The following is a 16368-nucleotide window of genomic DNA, read 5'->3' as shown; positions in this document are numbered from 1 at the left end:
ACGTAAGTGTTTTTTCTCCAATCGATTGCGTTCCATAATCCACAGAAAACGGATGTTGATAACCTGACGACGGGATATCGAAAACCGTGCGGAAAACCTGCTCAAATTCGGGTGGGTTTTCCACATGGCTTCCGGGAGGGAGGGGCCGATTGTGGATAACTCATTTAAGTCGTTCTTGTTTGTCGCAAGTTATGCACAATCTTCCATGGGGAATTCTTTGAGTCGCCGCCGCAGTTTCTGGATCTGCTGGCGAAGCGAGGGAACGGTCGGTAAGAGCTCTCCCAGTCTCGACAGACTGTGCGAAACGGTCGTGTGCGAGCGATCAAAGTAAGCGCCGATCTGCTCCAGCGGTCGACCGGTGAGGTCACGGACCAGCCACATCGCCGCCTGTCGGGGGATCGCGAGCGACTGCTGGCGCGAGCGTGAACGGAGTTCGTCCGGCTCCACGCCAAACTCATTTGCAACTTGAATCAGGATCGAATCGAACGACAGTTGCGGACCACGGCGCGATTTCGAGAGCCATCTCTGCAGATACGCCACGTCAATGGCAGCGGGCTTCCGCGACTGAAGCTCGGACAGGTCTTGAACAGCGCGCTTCAGGTCACGAGGGGAAACAGGGAGGCGTTCGGCGAGGAACTGGGCCGAAGCGGACATCGGTTTCAGAATCGGCAGCTTCCATTCCTGGAACCAGTGCTGCAGCAGTTTGACCCGGCTGTCGACCCCCGCCAAAGGGAGCAGAACGCAAAGTCCTCCGTGGCAGCGACTGACGATTCGCTGGTCGAGCCACCGGATTTCACCGGGCGATCTCCGTGACGTCATGAGGATCTGGGTCGAGCTCGCTTCAAGGGATTCGATCAGCATCAGGAACCACGGCTGAAGGTGGGGGGCCGTCTCCAGCCAGTGCAGGTCTTCGCAGACAAGGACTTCGAGTTCCTGACACTGTTCAACAAATTCGGCGAGAGACTGGCGTTCATCCGCCAGTTGCATCAGCTCACAGAGATCCTGCACCGTGGTCGAGACGAATCGCAGCCGAGGCCGTGAACGGAGAAGTTCTTTCAATCTCCAGCGGGCAAGATGAGTTTTGCCGGCGCCTGCCGCACCGTAGACGACCGTGATCGTGCCGGAAATGGTTGAGCCAGGCGCGGTGCGAAGACGCGTCACCGCGGCCCGGGCGAGCTGATTTTCATCCAGCGGTAGATACGTATCGACACTGCTGAGTGTCGAGTGGCTCGTGGCGAGCAACTCTTCGAACATCTTGCACCGACCTTACAGGCAGTCATGTTCGCAAGTGTCCATTTGCAGAGAGTCTTCCGTGCCAACGTGATTCAACGCAATTAACCCGATCATATACCGTAATAAGAAAATTATCCCAGGATTATGTAACCAGACTTGATTTTTTCAGCAGAGTTCGCCCACGTGTCCTAAATGTGCTGGTAAAGTCCGGTGAAGTGGAAGTTTACGGGATTGAGGGATTTTACTTACGGCGGGCTGTGTAACAGGAATGTCCGTTACAGGCGGTTGCTCCTGACAGACGGTTGAGGCGGTTTCGAGGCTAATGTCTTCACGTAAGAACACATCTCATCTGATCAGAAGATCGCATGTCGGTAAAACTGGTGTGTTCGCTCTTTAAGATGAATTGATTCGGGTGGAAGATTCGCGCCGTAAGGGTGCTTTGCCCACTCCCATTTTTTGATGGTCGGATGTGATCAGACCGGCGAGCGGACGAAACGAGGAACCTCAGGCTATGCCCGCTGCGCCGGGGACTCTACTATGCTCATCCGAACAGTCTGAACAACGCGTTACCCCGTGCTTCAGATCGAAGATTTCAGCTCCTCACTCAATTGCGGAAAGAGTCCCCATGGTCACAGTTGGAATGAACTATCACGTCCTGCCTGGCAAGCAGCAGGATTTCGAAGAGAAGTTTGCCGCCGTCATCGGTGCGTTGCGGGCGGCCCCCGGACACACGAACTCGACGTTGTGGAAAGATGTCAGCGACGATGCCTCGTACCTGATCACCAGCGAATGGTCGGATGAAGCGGCCTTCCAGACATTCATCCGCAGCGATGAATTTCGCGCTGTCACCACCTGGGGTAAGGAACAGATCCTCTCAGGCCGTCCTCAGCACAAAGTCTACAAGCACTAATCCCACTGGCCGGTCAGGTTTGCCTGTCGGCACGAAGAAGTGTGCGCATCAGTTTTCGGTCCATTCCGGAACCGGAAACTTGCCTCTCTGCCAGAGCCGCCCTGCCTCACTCTCCGGGATGGCGGCTCTGACTTTGATTCGAAACGTCTGTGCCGGACCTCCGGGGCTCCCTTTCATCTCCTTATCCGTCGATTGCCTGGGGAGCGGAGAAATTTTCTGCGGCGGGACATTCGGCAGATACCACTCGGCGTAGGTCCCCGCATTTGTCTCAATCGTGATGAGAAAGCTCATTGGTCGAATCTGTGACATATTGCGCATGCGTCCTTCCACGACGGGGATACTGGATGTGGAATTCGTCAGTGCTGTCATCTCGACCTCAGCCAGATTGAGCTGCGTCAGCGAATGGCCCACGCGAGGTTTTTCATCAAGGAAAACTCGCTGTTTCTTCGCCGTCTGTTCGAGTGCGACGCGAAACTCGGCCTGCAAATCACCTACGGGCTTTCCGAAGGTGTTCGCAAAGTCGGCCAGTCGGGTGGCCGAGTCATCGACCCCGAGTGTCGGTTTCTGGCCCAGCAATTTCAGATACTCGACATACTGCTGCCGATAGCGGGTGACCAGAAACCAGTGGATACTCCAGGCATGAGCGTAGGCTTCTCCCGCGAGCACGTCGCCTCGGAAAGCCTTGTCGTCGGACACGACTTCGTCCCAATCCACCGTCGTGGCTTTGAGGGCCGCTCGCGCATAGCGGGCACTCACCCGCAGGGGGCCACCGTTAATTTTATCGCCGTTTCCTTCGAAGCCGGTCGCGATCCCTTCATTGAACCAGACCGGAGCAGCAGACAGCCGTTGCATCAGCCCACGGTTGTAGACCTGCTGGTGAATCGCCTCGTGCAGCGGAGTCTCAAACGTGTGACATTCGCTCATGCGAATGACCAGGCGATTCGTCAGACCACTGTAGTACCCCAGAATGGATTTCGCCGAGAGGCCCCTGCCCCCGGATTCTTCTGCCGTAAATCGGACAAAGTCGTCGTCGGTTTCAAAGATCAGCAGGACTAAAGGATACCGTGGCTTTTCGGTTTCGATCTTCAGGTCGTTGACGAAATTGAGAAACACACGTTCGACCGTGGACATGAACGCAGCCCCTTTTTTCAGGCAGGCCGCAGCTTTCGCTTCATACTGTTTCGGCAGAGGGGCTGACAGCACCAGTCCGATGACAAACGGGGCGTCCGTGTAGACACGGAACTTGTCGGCACCAAATCTTTCGGTCAGTCGGCGGGCCATTTCGGTGCAGGAGATCGGTTCGGGATCAGGACCCGCTTCACGCTTCAGAATCTGATGCTGCGGGATCACTTCGATCCGGCCATCGGTCCGCTCGATGGCCACAGAGCCCTGTCCTTCACCGACCCAGCGTGCTTCAACCGAAGCCAGATTGCCGTCATCTTCGCGGACTGTGAACGTATCCGCGAACGCCGGATGGACGAGTAGCAGCAAACCGCCGATGTACAGCAGACTTCGGTTTGGCATATCGATTTCACAAGCCGTGGAGTCGAAGAAGGGTTCCCTGTTGATCTACTGAGCGTCACCCGGCATCGACATAGGGTCCTCGGAAGAACCCGCTGTCCTGAGGTGCAGCATATTTTACGCTGAGTGCCGGATCCAGAATCAATCGTCCCCCGGCATGAATCGATTGCATCGCAAGGTCTGTCATGGTGCTGGTGAGCAGCGTTCGCTCAACCGGATAGGGTGGTGTCCCTGACGCGAAAAATTTTTCGATGTTGTACGTGAGCGGATCGAAGAAACGTGCGCCGGGCGGCGAGGGAAGAAAGAAGCAGGACGAAATCGGATCGGACCACCCTTCGATCGTCGCTGCAAAACCGAAGTCAGACGTTTGCTCGTACAGATTCAGGATCGTCCCTTGTGTTCCATCTTCGTATTCGATGAGCATCGCCTGCGGATTGAGGACATTCTCTCGCACGGGTCCCGTATTCCGGCTCGGGCAACGGGCGAGTGCGGCATCCAGCAATCGCCACGACCATCGACCCTCGTCACCGGCGGCCCAGACGGCATCACCTTCGAGGAACTGGATCGATTTGACCCCCGTTTCGCCCCCCTTGCGGCGTTCCAGCATACACTGAAGGACTTCCAGGGCGTGGAAAAGATAGATCTCGACCGTTTTGCGGTCGTAGCCGAAACAGACGAGTGCCTCCTTAAAAGGAGTCCCGACGGTCGGTTCGATTTCAGGACGGCGCCAGGTGACCGGCAGTGAGGAACCGGCCATCAGACCAAACTTCATGTCACGTGCCGCCTGTACCATCCTGGCGGCCAGACGGTGGTCGTACGAAAGATGTTTGTCGACGAAGACCGGCACTGAGCGGCCGGTTTTCTGAAAGACTTCAACAATCTGCTGGAAGAAGTCATACCGTGGATACAGGATCTGATTCCGCTCGTTCTGGGGATAGTCGCCGTGTTCGATAATCAGCAGAATCGCATCGATATCCAGACCCTGTTTTTCGCCAAGTGCCTGCGGAATCGACTTGCAGAGTTCGATGCCATGCTGTTCGCAGACACTGGGACCTAAGTCGGCAGGGGGTTGCTGATGGTTCCACATCCTTACCAGCTCAAACGGGGGCTGATGATGAAACCCGTTCCGCGTGTATCCATGGATGAATCGTCCCGCAATGTGATAAGCGTGGGATCGCAACCGGTAGACGGAATTGATCGCGGCCACACGCGGCTTTCGCTTCAGTCCGGCCTCTGCCGGAGAGCCCGGTTCAGAGGGGCCTTGTCCCCACAGCAGGCTCGAGGACGCGAATCCGGCGGCGGTCGCACCCAGAAAAGAACGCCGGGTGAGCTCGGTTTCGATTCGATTCATTGTTGATGGCTCCGTTTCAGCGGACCTGTTCACGCTATTCGACCCCAGTTCACGTTGTCGACAAGGGGGAACGATGAAGAGCACCTCGTATGAAGAGGTTCGAAGTGGATGAGAATGAAGTTCTTCAAATCACAACGCTTCGAGGGAACAGACTCAAGTCCTAAAGTACGTCAAAATAGGTGATTCGCTGACGAATGTCGCCGCGACACCTGTAAACATGAACATAGTTGGCAAAGGCTTTGAGAAAAGTGTTGCATTTCAGTGCAGTTCTGCGGAAGGCCGACACTGGCGGAGGCTCGTGTTGCCGGTCGATGGACGCCTCCTGTAAACTGAATGAGTCGACGTCCTGTTTTCAGCTGCGGGTTTGATTCGTTTTCATGAATGTTCCATCGACTGATCGCCGCGAGATTCCCGAGAGAATGTCCACTCTGGACGTTTTTCTATTGGGGACGGTCGACCTTGCGTCTGCGATGGAACTACAGGAACGATTGCGGGCCGATGTCGCTGCGGGAACAGGTTCGCGTGGAGCGATTCTGCTCTGCGAGCACCCCCCCTGCGTGACGATCGGTCGCGACGGAAGTTTCGCGGATGTGCTGGTCGAGCGCGAGGAACTGACCGCGCGTCGAATGGACGTCCGCTGGCTCAATCGCGGCGGTGGAACCTTCGTCCATCTTCCCGGTCAACTGGCTGTCTACACGATCTTGCCGCTGGAACGGATGGGGATGGGACTTCTGCAGTTTCGGACGGCACTGGAAAGGAGCCTCATCGCCACGGCCGCCGACCTGAAAGTTCCCGCCGAGCGTGCCTTGGACTCGCCGGGTGCACTGTGTCGCTGCGGGCAGTTTGCCTTCATTGGTGCGGCCGTCCGCGACTGGGTCTCGCATGGTGGGATGTTTATCAACGTCTCGTTGCCGCAGGAAGCACTCGATCTGATCCGCTGGACTCATACAGAGACACGGGTGACGACGCTGGCTGCCCAACGGACGCGTCCGACCGCCATGTCGACCGTGCGGGAAAGCCTGGCCCGGAACCTGGCCACCGCGCTCGGCAGTGACAGCTATCATGTCTACACCGGGCATCCGTTCCTGCACCGGACTACACAGAAGGTTTATGTCTATGCATAGCGTCTTCGCCTCGTCGAGATTCGGGAAACGTCCACCGCTGGTGGTCGTGATCCGAGAAGGTTGAGGCCTGTCGAATGGGTGGGAATTTCGAGACGGTCGGTTTCGCAGAGTGCCGCTCTCAAGAAAACTCCATGGTTATGCCACGATACGTGTTCTAGAATCGAAGGATGGACTGACAAATCAGATGCTGGACTAACTGTCCACAACAGGCCTGAAGCAAAAGTGTCAGACACCGCAACGCGAGAGAATCCTATGTCGACGAATCTTCTGAATATCCTGCCGAACGACGAGCCCGAAGTCAGTCGGGGCCGCCAGCGACTTCCCAAGTGGCTGAAGCGTCCGCTGCCGCAGGCGGGAATGCAGTTCACCACCAACGTCATCGCCGACTTGCGGCTGGAAACCGTTTGTGAAAGCGCCAAGTGCCCCAATCAGACGGAATGCTGGTCGCAGAAGACAGCAACATTCATGATTCTCGGAAACGTCTGTACGCGTCCGTGCGGCTTTTGTTCTGTGCTCAAGGGGAAGACCGAAACAGTGCAGGCGGACGAACCCGCCCGCGTTGCCGAAGCGGCAGAACGGCTCGGACTGAAGTACGTGGTCATCACCTCGGTGACCCGCGACGACCTGCCTGATGGGGGTGCCGAACACTTCTATCAATGTGTGCTGGCCGTGCGCGAGCGAACCGGGGCCCGGGTCGAAGTGCTGACGCCCGATTTCCGGGGTGACCGTGATGCCATCCATCGCGTCATCGAATCACAGCCTGACGTCTTCAATCACAACACGGAAACAGTCCCTCGGCTGTATCATCGGGTCCGTCGCAATGCCAGGTATCAGCGGACCCTGGACCTGCTGAAGCAGATCAAGGACGAAGCACCCCAGATGGTCACGAAAAGCGGTCTCATGCTGGGACTGGGTGAGACACGTGACGAACTGCTCGAAGTCTGTACCGACCTGCGCAATGTCGGTGTCGACATGCTGACGCTGGGTCAGTATCTGCAGCCGACTCCTGAGCATCTTCCGGTTGAACGATATGTTCCGCCCGAAGAATTCGACGAAATCGGACAGCAGATGCGGCAACTGGGCTTCACGATGGTTGCCAGCGGACCATTTGTTCGATCCAGCTATCACGCGGGGGAAATGGCGGACGATCTCCAGGTTCATTAGATCCAGAATCACCGGGTTTTGTTCGCCTGAAACGCTCGCGAACTGCACGAGGGTTGCCGACGGGCATAACCTGTCACGTCGGCAACGGGGCGGAAATGATGTCCTGTGGTGGCAGTCAAAGCCTGCTGAAGGACTGGCGAGTGAGCGCACGCGCCAGTTGAACCCGGCAGAAATCGTCTCGTCGATCTGAAAACAACTTGGCTGGCGTCCCCGTCAGGCAACGCGGCGGATAGCGCTCTGGCCACTCAAACGAGCCCGATAGCCGTTCTGGTGTTGCTGATAGAGGCGGTCCAGGCTTTCATCCAGCAGGGGCATGGGAATGCCGAGTGCCCGACGGATCTTGCGCGTCTGCAGCGACGTTTCTCCGCAACCGAATCCCACGGTCCGGTCGGCCAGCGAACCTGCGATCGGACATGCAGGCGTTGGCAGGCGGAAATGAGCCGCCAGTCGCAGGGCGAACTTGCGAGGGCTGACGCGTTCGGCTCCCGCAATGTGATGGGTGCCGACCAGACCCGACTCCCAGCTCTTGGTCAGAACGTCTGCCAGGTCCGTTGCCAGCATCGGTGTCCCGTGACGGGCAAAGTCGACCGAGCCGACCGAGCCTCGTTCCAGTTCCTGAAGCAGAGTCTCTAACCAGCCGAAAGTCGACCCGGACTGCCAGCCGATGGCATGGGTTCGCACGATCAGCGAGTCCGCAGAGGTGGCAGCCGCGTGCTGTTCAATCTGCTGCAGCAGCACCGATTCAGGACTGGGGCAGATCGAATGGCTGTTCTCTGCATGAAACATCCAGGGACCCGTAAAGATGGCATCCGACGAGATGAGCGTCAGGCGACATCCGGTTGCATGGGCTGCATCAATCCAGGCCTTGGCGCGAGCCAGGTCGGAGGCAACGGGTCGCCGACTTTCGTCCCAGCTTGAATCGGCACCTGCACCGCAAAGAATCACCCGACCCGGTTGCACTCGCTCAAGCAGTTCGCGAATGGCAGCGGGCTTACGGGACGTTTCGGTTTCCACTTCGCAGGAAGGAAGTTGAACCCGGGAATCGAACGAAACACCAACCACGGAGTGCTGTTCTGACAGGGCCTCGGCCAAATTGGCCCCAACTACCGAATTGACCCCAGCCACTAGAATCTTGTCCACGCGGTGCCTCCATGCTCGAGCGTGTAAATAACGAAAGCTAGCCGCAAGCTGCGGCAATGGCCTTATACTTTTCGGAAGATTTTGGGCCAACCCCAATTTCGGTCCGGGCTGTTGCAGTGAACGCATTCTGAACGTCTGTGGGGCGATTGACGGCCAGTCTACCAAGGCAGTTGCGCGGGTAGACTGAATTCGTTTTCGGACCACCGAAGAATGCACGAGATCTGTGTGCGTCCGCTCCCACTTCCGTGAACCGGGGACGACTCCGGAACGGGACACGGACTTGCGGTTGCTGGCTCAGGTCCCGATTGAGACTCCGTGATTGGGAAATGAGTCAGGAGAGGTCGCTGGACGGCAGCAACCCCAGATCTGCGGCGACGGGCTGCAGCGCGGCGATGCAGAACGCAATGTGCTCGTCGAGTTCGACTCCCAGATCGGCCGCGCCGCGGGTGATGTCCTCACGGTGAATCGAGGCGGCAAACGACAACTGCTTCAGTTTCTTCTTGACGCTCGAGGGAGTGAGGCCTTCCAGTCGGCCGGGACGAACGAGTGCACAGGCGGTGATGAACCCGCACAATTCGTCGCAGGCATACAGCGTCTTGTCGAGCAGCGAGACACGGGGGCAGTCGGTCAGATAATCGGCGTGCGATTTGATCGCATAGATGATCTCGTCCGAGTAGCACTGCTCTTTCAGGATGGCGGCTCCCTTGAGCGGATGATCAGGAGGGTCAGGCCAGCGCTGGTAGTCAAAGTCGTGCAGCAGTCCGACGGTACCCCATTTCTCTTCGTCCTCACCGAACTTGCGGGCGTACGCTCGACAGGCGGCTTCGACCGCCAGCATATGTTTGATCAGACTGTCACTGTCTGTGTATTGGTTAAGAAGGGCCAGATCATCTTCGCGTGACATGTGGCGGTCTCCATCAGACTTCGTGATCAAGTTGCTTCAAACGGGGCGATTGCCTGCCTCGCTGACACATTCGCGAGTGGATTGCCACCCGTTGATTCCGGCATTACAAGCCACTGCTTCGGAGTCCCCGGAGTCGCTGTCTCTTCTTGTTTCTGATGCGGGACATGGCACTGCATGACCGGGGACGTTCCTACTGTGACGGCGAATTCTCATTCTTAACGAAGTCCTACGCGGCGTCCGCCTGATTGTTCCGCTTTCCACTCGTTATCAGCGACACGACAATCAGTGTCAGGAAGCCAAGAGGAATGGTGACGATACCTGGCTGACTGAACGGGACGCGGGCCAGGGCGGCGGACTGTTCGGCCGTGTATCCATAGACCTTCTGGAAGGTATCGGCACTCAGAAGAATCCATCCCAGGGAGCTGAATAGCCCGACAAAGATCGCTGCGGTAATCCCCTGCTTGGTGGTGCGGGACCAGAACAGCAACATCACCAGCGAAGGGAGATTCGCGGACGCGGCCACACTGAACGCCCATCCGACCAGGAAGCCCGCGTTCATATCCTTGAACAGGATCCCGAGGACGATCGCGATGATTCCCACGATGACCGCAGCCAGTTTTCCGATTCGAACTTTGTCATGATCGCGCATGTCCCATTGCAGGACACTCGACAACAGATCATGAACAACTGCCCCGCTCGCGGCGACGATCAGGCCGCTGACCGTTCCCAGCACGGTCGTAAAGGCAATGGCCGAGATGACGGCGAAGAGAGTTTCTCCAAAGCTCTTGGCCAGCAAAGGGGCTGCCATGTTGGAATCCGTCAGGTCAAGCGTCCCGCTGGTCATGGCTCCCAGACCCAGGAACAAGGTCAGGACATAAAAGATGCCGATGGTGCCGATCCCGACCACGGTGCTCAGTCGTGCGGCTGCCTGATTCTTGACGGTGTAGTAGCGAATCAGAATATGCGGCAGCGAAGCGGTGCCGCAGAAGAGGGCCAGCATCAGCGAGATAAAGTCGAGTCGGGCGAACAGTTCGTCTTTCTGCAGACCTTTGAACAACGGGCTGTTCCCCGGTCGCAACACTTTGGCACCGGGTGTCGGCTGGGGCGACCAAGTGATCGTCTTGTCACCGTTTTCCGATGTGGATTCTTTCTTCGGCCAGAGCACCACTTCGCTGTGCTGAAGCGTGGCAAGGTATGAAATGGGATTCAGCGGGCCGGTTTCCATTTTCCCGTCGGGAAGCTTGCTGATGTGCCCGACCGGTCGCAGGTCCGCCTGACCTTCTTTCACTCCATGAGGAAGTCCGTTCACCCGCTTTGTGCCATCCGCCTGAATGACCATGGTCTGTGGCGAGTTCGCGGCCTCGCTGTTGTCGACTTTCAAGCCGCGGTTCAGAATCATGACGGTCAGGATGCCACTGAACAGAACCAGCAGCGAACCCTTGATGAACTGCACGTAGGTCGTGCTGACCATACCGGCCGTAGCGACGATCAGTACCACGACGATCCCGACCATGACGACGCCCACTTCGTGCGGGAATCCCAGCAGCGGCTTGATCAGTGAGCCCGCCCCGACCATCTGGGGAATCAGATAGAAGATGCTGACAACGAGCGTACTGATGCCTGCCGCCAGAGTGATTCCACGGGACTGATACTGACTGTTCAGTGCGTCGGCGAAAGTATATTTCCCCAGCCGCTTCAGGGGTTCGGCGACGACAAAGAGCGCCACGGCCCATCCAGCCAGAAAGCCAATCGAGTAGAGAAACCCGTCGTACCCGAAGAAGGCGATTGTCCCGCAAATCCCCAGAAAAGACGCCGCCGACAGGTAGTCACCGGCAAACGCGATCCCGTTCACGAACCAGTGAATCTGGCCTCCTGCGGCGAAGTAACCCGCGGCCGATTTCGTCTTTGCAGCGAAGTAAAAGCTTAATCCCAACGTGACGGCGACAAAGATCCCGAAGACGACGACCGACAGGAAGGACGGATTGTGAATCATGAACGGGCTTTCGCAGAGGAACGACGCTCGTCAGCGCAGGTGTTAAAACAGAACAGAAGCAGCAACGGAGAAGGTCGAGCAGACCGTTTCAGCCGTTGGTGGGCCTGGCGCGACAGAGCCAGCAGTAGGCGAGAGCCAGGATCATCGCGATCACAATCAGAGCCAGACCATACAGGATGGCCAGATTGAGTCCCCATGCAGGGGTCCAGTCCATCAGGTCGGGGCGGAAGGCGTTGAGTCCGACAAATCCTCCATAGATGGCCAGATAAAGCAGGAACAACACCATTCCATAACGCGCGTTCCGCGCGGCGATGGCCGGATCTTCGACTTCTTTCGGGTGCATCGAGCCATGATCGAGACCTGCCATAAACGCAACCCTGTTATAGAGCACAGACCATCCTGTTCAGATGGCCGGTAGGATTTGTGGGGGGATATATGAAGCAGCAGAAATATCACGCGGCTCAAGACGCCGCAACCATCTGTCCTGTCTGAATGGAATTCAGCCAGCTCCCGCGAAACGCCATCCGCTTTGGTGATTCGGGTCGATATTTTGTAGCATGCAGCGATCTCATGTTTCTGGGCCGACAGAGGAACTACCGCGTGCAAAACCACCAACATCGTGCCGGTGTGACACGACGAGAGCTGATTCAGGCTGGTTATTCGGGCCTGCTGGGGGTCGGTTTGACGTCTGTTCTGGGACGTCGAGCTCAGGCGGCTCCCGCTTCGCATACCGAGGCTGGTCGATCACCCAAGTCCATCATCATCGTGTTTCTCACCGGGGCATGCAGTCATCACGATACGTTTGACATGAAGCCGGACGCCCCAGCCGAGATCCGGGGTGAATTCCGGCCGATTGCCACGACGGTCCCCGGTTATTCCATCTGCGAGCACCTGCCGCTACTGGCTGCCCGTGCCGGGAAGTATGCCGTCATCCGGACATTATCACACGAAGACAACAATCATCTGATGTCCACGCATCACGTGCTGACCGGCCAGAAGCAACCGGGCGGCTTCTTCGACAAAGTGGCGTCACGCGATGACTGGCCCTGCTATTCGTCCGCGCTTTCCTTTCTGCGTCGTCGTGATGACGGTCTTCCTTCGGGCGTGAACCTGCCGACATTTCTGCGGGAAGGCCCCTTAACCTGGCCCGGTCAGCATGCCGGCTTTCTCGGTCAAAGCTATGATCCGTGGCAGATCACCGGGGATCCGAACAAACCTGATTTCCGCGTCGACGCGCTCACGCTCGTTCAGGGAATGGACGTTCATCATCTGGGCCAGCGCAAACTCCTGCTGGAAGAACTGAACCGCAAGCAGGAACAGTTTGCAGAGGTCGCTCAGTCGCTGCGGCTGCAGAAGGACCAGCAACTGGCGCTGAACCTGCTGACCTCCAGCCGGCTCGGTCAGGCGTTTGAACTGCACCGCGAAAGCGACGGGGTTCGTGATGCTTATGGCCGGACGACACAGGGGCAGTCGCTGCTGGCCGCACGACGACTTGTCGAGGCCGGTGTCCCGATCGTGCAGGTCAATATGGGCCGCGTTCAGAACTGGGACCATCACGGGGGGATCTTCCCGACTCTGAAACAGCGAATGCTGCCGGCGCTGGATCAATGTGTCTCGGCACTGCTGGACGACCTCGAGTCGCGAGGCATGTTGCAGGAGACGCTGGTGATGATGCTGGGGGAATTCGGTCGGACCCCCAAGATCAACAAAGACGCGGGGCGAGATCATTGGGGCCCCTGCTTTTTTGGTCTGTTTGCCGGCGCCGGTGTTCAAGGGGGACAGGTCATCGGCCGATCAGACGTGACGGGTTCTTATCCGGCGACACGCGGATTTTCTCCAGACGATGTCGGTGCTACGGTGTATCATTTACTGGGGCTGCCCGCAGAGGTCGAAGTGGAAGATCGTCTGGGCCGGCGTGTCTTGCTCAATCGGGGGGACGTTATCGAGTCCTTGTTCAACGGCACTTCCGTCTAGCCTCGTGTCTGGCCCGGCGAGGCCCGCCTGCAGCCCCGACCGCTCCTACCGTGAATCCGTTCTCCTCAGTGGAAATCCCCTTCCGATGACTACTGCTAAACGAATCGGGATCGCCGTCGTCGAACATCATTCCCGTTACCTGGTCGGGATCCGGGGACCCGGATCCGTGCTGGAAGGCTACGCGGAGTTCCCGGGCGGCAAGTGTGAGGAGGATGAGTCTCCCATTGAATGTGCAGTGCGCGAATGTTTTGAAGAGAGCGGTCTGGTCGTAATCCCCGAACGATTGCTCCAGCGACGTCAGTTCGAGTACCCCCATGGGCGCGTCGAGCTCTACTTCGTGCTGTGCCATCCTGTGGGTCTGGTCGATGCACTGGCCCAGCACCAGGGTTTTCGGTGGGAAACACTCGATGACCTTCGGCTGCTCAATTTTCCGGAAGGCAATTCCGAGGTGCTCAACCTGTTGAGCTGAGGCCGTAGCGAATCCTCGTCCGGACTTCGGGGGATGCCAGCGAAATCAGGACTCGGTGGTATTGTCGCACCCGAAGCGGGATCGTCGATGGTCGACGCGGAAACGATCGCTGTTGACAGTGATCGGGCCTGTCGTGCACACTTGCAGAGGTTCTTGAAGGAAAGATTGTGGATCGCTTTGTTGCTGCCTTTTTCGTCCTCAGCTTCCTCTCGCAGCAGTTCGCCTGTTGCGGAGTGGGGATCTGTGCGACGGTATGTGGCAGCGAATCTCAGGCGAGCCAGCAGGCAAAACCTGCGGGACAAGTGGCAAAGAAGCCTGCTTGTCCCTGCCCGCACCACGGGCATCCCTCCCGCGAGAAATCGGGTTCACCAGCCCCGCAGCGAGTGCCCCATCAGCACCACGTCTGTGTCGGGACACATCTTTTTTACGTCACAGCAGATCGCTTCGATCTGGCGGAACTTGCCAGTCAGACTGTCCTGCTGAGTGGACCTCTTTGTAACAGCCTGAACTTTTTGACATCTCACTGCATGCTGGCCGTAACGGCTCTGACACAGGGGGATTCTCTCCAGACGTTGGGCCCAGAGCGGTCTGTGCTGTGCATTTATCGCATCTAACAGCCCAAGTGTCCTCTGAATCCGTGTCCCGAATCGACAGTGTGACTCAGCAGGAACATCGCCCCGGCACGATCAAGCTCGCTGGTGATTGTTCTGCCTTCCTTCCGCGACCGTGTCACAAACCGTGTCACAACGGGAAGGGAATTCCGTTACGGAGCAATCAGCCTGCGGCACATGCCGATCTCCGATGCCAATTTCAGACAGTTGTGGGAAGGACACAGTCGCCCGGTTCTCTAGGCGGCGTGACCAGGGATGAGTCCCCTGCCCGGCGTGAGAGGCAGGTCAAACGCACGATGAAACGAGACGCGCAGCAGCATGAGTTCCTCTGGATCCCGACTTGCTGCGCGGATCGAGTTCTCTATGAGAGGTCTCTATCAAATGATGAAACGATATGGACGAAGTCTGTCCTGGCTGATGGGGCTGGTCCTGCTGGCAGGTCTGGGAGGGATGGCGCTCCTCAACCGGGATGTGCAGGAATGGATTCGCGTTCGGCTCTTGCAGGCGGCGAAGGGTTCTTCCGGGGAAGACGCGAATCACGAATCAGACGCGCATCAGCACGCGGCCGCGAAAGGCCTAATGCTGAGTGATCGAGCGCGACAGAACCTGGGGCTGAAGCTGGGTAAGGTCGAAATGACGGACTGGTGGCGGTCGGTCAACGTTCCCGCAGAAGTGATCGAAGAGCCGGGACACAGCAAGTATGCGGTCCCCTCCACGATCCAGGGAGTTGTTCTGAAGATTCACGCGTTCCCCGGTCAAACCGTCCGGGCAGGAGATCCCCTCGTCGATATTCAGCCGACAGGCGATCTGCTCGCAACGGCGGAATCGACGCTGCTACGGACCATCCAGGAAATTGCACTCGTCAAACTGCAGCTCGAACGGCTGATTCCCACGGTCGATTCGGGTGCCACCCCGATCATGCGCCGCCTGGAAAAAGAGTACGAACTGACCCGCCTCGAATCGCAACGGCTGGTCCAGACCCAGGAGCTGTTGGTGAGGGGACTGACTTCCTCGCAGATCGACGAGATTATCTCGACCAAAACCCTGATTCGCAGCGTCACCATCAGGGCACCTGCCGGAGACCTGCCGGGTGACGATGTTGAACCCGCCGATGCAGCAGAGGAAGGGATAGAGGGGAAAGAGGGAAGCAGCAGCGACCATGACAAGGGGGTGCCGCATGCGAAACACGAACATGGATCGGTTTACACGGTTGAATCGCTGAATACCTACCTCGGTCAGCTTGTGCAGCAGGGGGGCGAGGTCTGCCTGCTGTCGCGTCATTCCCATCTCTTGCTGGCAGGACGGGCCTTCGAGCGGGAAGCTCACCTGATCGCGCGCGCCATCGAGCAGGGCTGGCCCGTCAAAGCGACCTTCGAAACGTCGAGCGATGAACCCCTCATCCGGGACAATCTCTCGATTCTGTACGCGGACAGCGTGATCAATCCCGACACGAATACCATCCGGTTCTATCTCCCGCTGGATAATGAGATCCTGCGGGATAGCACAGGAGCGAATGGATTGGCCTATCGCTCATGGCGTTTCCGGCCGGGTCAGAAAGCCCAGCTTTTCGTTCCGGTACAGCAACTGAGTCGACGGATCGTGCTCCCTGCGGATGCCGTCGTGCGCGAAGGGGCCGAGGCTTACGTATTCCGGGCGAATGGCAACCTGCTGGAACGCGTTGCCGTTCATGTGGAATCACTCGATTCACGCGACGCAGTTCTGGCGAACGATCGAGCTCTGTTTCCCGGCGATGTGGTCGCGTTGAATCAGGCCTACCAACTGGATCTGGCATTCAAAAAGTCGCAGCAAGGTTCCAGCCAGGGACACGGGCACGAAGGTCATAGTCACGAAGGTCACAGTCACTGACACGACCTGTGAACGAGGCTTGTCAGATGTCAGTCGGGGAGGCTGCGCGCTCTGGCTGATCATTGAGGCAGCGACACGAGGTCTCACGCACGACTTCTGACCCATCAG

The 16368-nt window shown here is 57.9% G+C and carries 14 protein-coding genes; 7 read left to right on the top strand and 7 right to left on the bottom strand.

The features are described from left to right. Positions 1–189: 189 nt before the first annotated feature. Complete coding sequence (locus ACGY09_RS14265; protein ID WP_397568252.1) at positions 190–1254, bottom strand: helix-turn-helix domain-containing protein; 1065 nt, start codon at positions 1252–1254, stop codon at positions 190–192. 604 nt (positions 1255–1858) lie between these two features. On the opposite strand from ACGY09_RS14265, the gene ACGY09_RS14260 reads away from it, so the two are divergent. After that, entirely contained in the window at positions 1859–2143 is a 285-nt protein-coding gene (locus ACGY09_RS14260; RefSeq protein ID WP_373649564.1) for an antibiotic biosynthesis monooxygenase, read from the top strand. Between the two features lie 48 nt (positions 2144–2191). Here the strand turns inward: ACGY09_RS14260 and ACGY09_RS14255 are convergent, their stop codons facing one another. Continuing rightward, positions 2192–3667 (bottom strand): DUF1570 domain-containing protein, encoded by a 1476-nt coding sequence (locus ACGY09_RS14255; RefSeq protein ID WP_373649565.1) that lies wholly within the window; start codon positions 3665–3667, stop codon positions 2192–2194. 55 nt (positions 3668–3722) lie between these two features. Beyond that, the gene (locus ACGY09_RS14250) at positions 3723–5015 is read right to left on the bottom strand and encodes a hypothetical protein (protein WP_397568251.1); all 1293 of its coding nucleotides are present in this window, start codon (positions 5013–5015) and stop codon (positions 3723–3725) included. A gap of 419 nt (positions 5016–5434) precedes the next feature. On the opposite strand from ACGY09_RS14250, the gene ACGY09_RS14245 reads away from it, so the two are divergent. Together ACGY09_RS14245 and lipA are read left to right on the top strand one after the other, a co-directional pair. Then, the gene (locus ACGY09_RS14245; RefSeq protein WP_397568250.1) at positions 5435–6139 is read left to right on the top strand and encodes a lipoyl(octanoyl) transferase LipB; all 705 of its coding nucleotides are present in this window, start codon (positions 5435–5437) and stop codon (positions 6137–6139) included. 252 nt (positions 6140–6391) lie between these two features. Beyond that, entirely contained in the window at positions 6392–7303 is a 912-nt protein-coding gene (gene lipA, locus ACGY09_RS14240) for a lipoyl synthase (protein ID WP_373649568.1), read from the top strand. A gap of 213 nt (positions 7304–7516) precedes the next feature. Here the strand turns inward: lipA and ACGY09_RS14235 are convergent, their stop codons facing one another. From ACGY09_RS14235 to ACGY09_RS14220, 4 genes are all read right to left on the bottom strand, one after another. Next, complete coding sequence (locus tag ACGY09_RS14235; protein WP_397568249.1) at positions 7517–8443, bottom strand: sugar nucleotide-binding protein; 927 nt, start codon at positions 8441–8443, stop codon at positions 7517–7519. A 331-nt stretch (positions 8444–8774) separates the two neighbouring features. Continuing rightward, a complete protein-coding gene (locus tag ACGY09_RS14230) occupies positions 8775–9347 on the bottom strand; it encodes an HD domain-containing protein (protein ID WP_397568248.1) in 573 nt (190 codons plus the stop codon). A 226-nt stretch (positions 9348–9573) separates the two neighbouring features. Beyond that, entirely contained in the window at positions 9574–11340 is a 1767-nt protein-coding gene (locus ACGY09_RS14225) for a cation acetate symporter (protein WP_397568247.1), read from the bottom strand. 88 nt (positions 11341–11428) lie between these two features. Then, positions 11429–11731: a DUF485 domain-containing protein gene (locus tag ACGY09_RS14220; protein ID WP_397568246.1), complete on the bottom strand. Its 303-nt coding sequence runs from the start codon at positions 11729–11731 to the stop codon at positions 11429–11431. Positions 11732–11940: 209 nt separating this feature from the next. Here ACGY09_RS14220 and ACGY09_RS14215 point away from each other — a divergent pair, with 209 nt between their 5' ends. The 4 genes from ACGY09_RS14215 to ACGY09_RS14200 all read left to right on the top strand — a co-directional run bounded on the left by ACGY09_RS14215 (position 11941) and on the right by ACGY09_RS14200 (position 16260). After that, positions 11941–13314, top strand: coding sequence for a DUF1501 domain-containing protein (locus ACGY09_RS14215; RefSeq protein WP_397568245.1), 1374 nt, complete (start codon positions 11941–11943; stop codon positions 13312–13314). Between the two features lie 85 nt (positions 13315–13399). Then, entirely contained in the window at positions 13400–13783 is a 384-nt protein-coding gene (locus tag ACGY09_RS14210; protein ID WP_373649574.1) for an NUDIX domain-containing protein, read from the top strand. A gap of 167 nt (positions 13784–13950) precedes the next feature. Next, the gene (locus ACGY09_RS14205) at positions 13951–14397 is read left to right on the top strand and encodes a hypothetical protein (protein WP_397568244.1); all 447 of its coding nucleotides are present in this window, start codon (positions 13951–13953) and stop codon (positions 14395–14397) included. A gap of 378 nt (positions 14398–14775) precedes the next feature. Next, positions 14776–16260, top strand: coding sequence for an efflux RND transporter periplasmic adaptor subunit (locus tag ACGY09_RS14200; RefSeq protein ID WP_397568243.1), 1485 nt, complete (start codon positions 14776–14778; stop codon positions 16258–16260). Positions 16261–16368 lie beyond the last annotated feature (108 nt).

It is taken from the genome of Schlesneria sphaerica (assembly GCF_044336245.1).
GTDB classification, from domain to species: Bacteria; Planctomycetota; Planctomycetia; order Planctomycetales; family Planctomycetaceae; genus Schlesneria; species Schlesneria sphaerica.
This window is presented reverse-complemented; position numbering and strand designations above follow the sequence as displayed.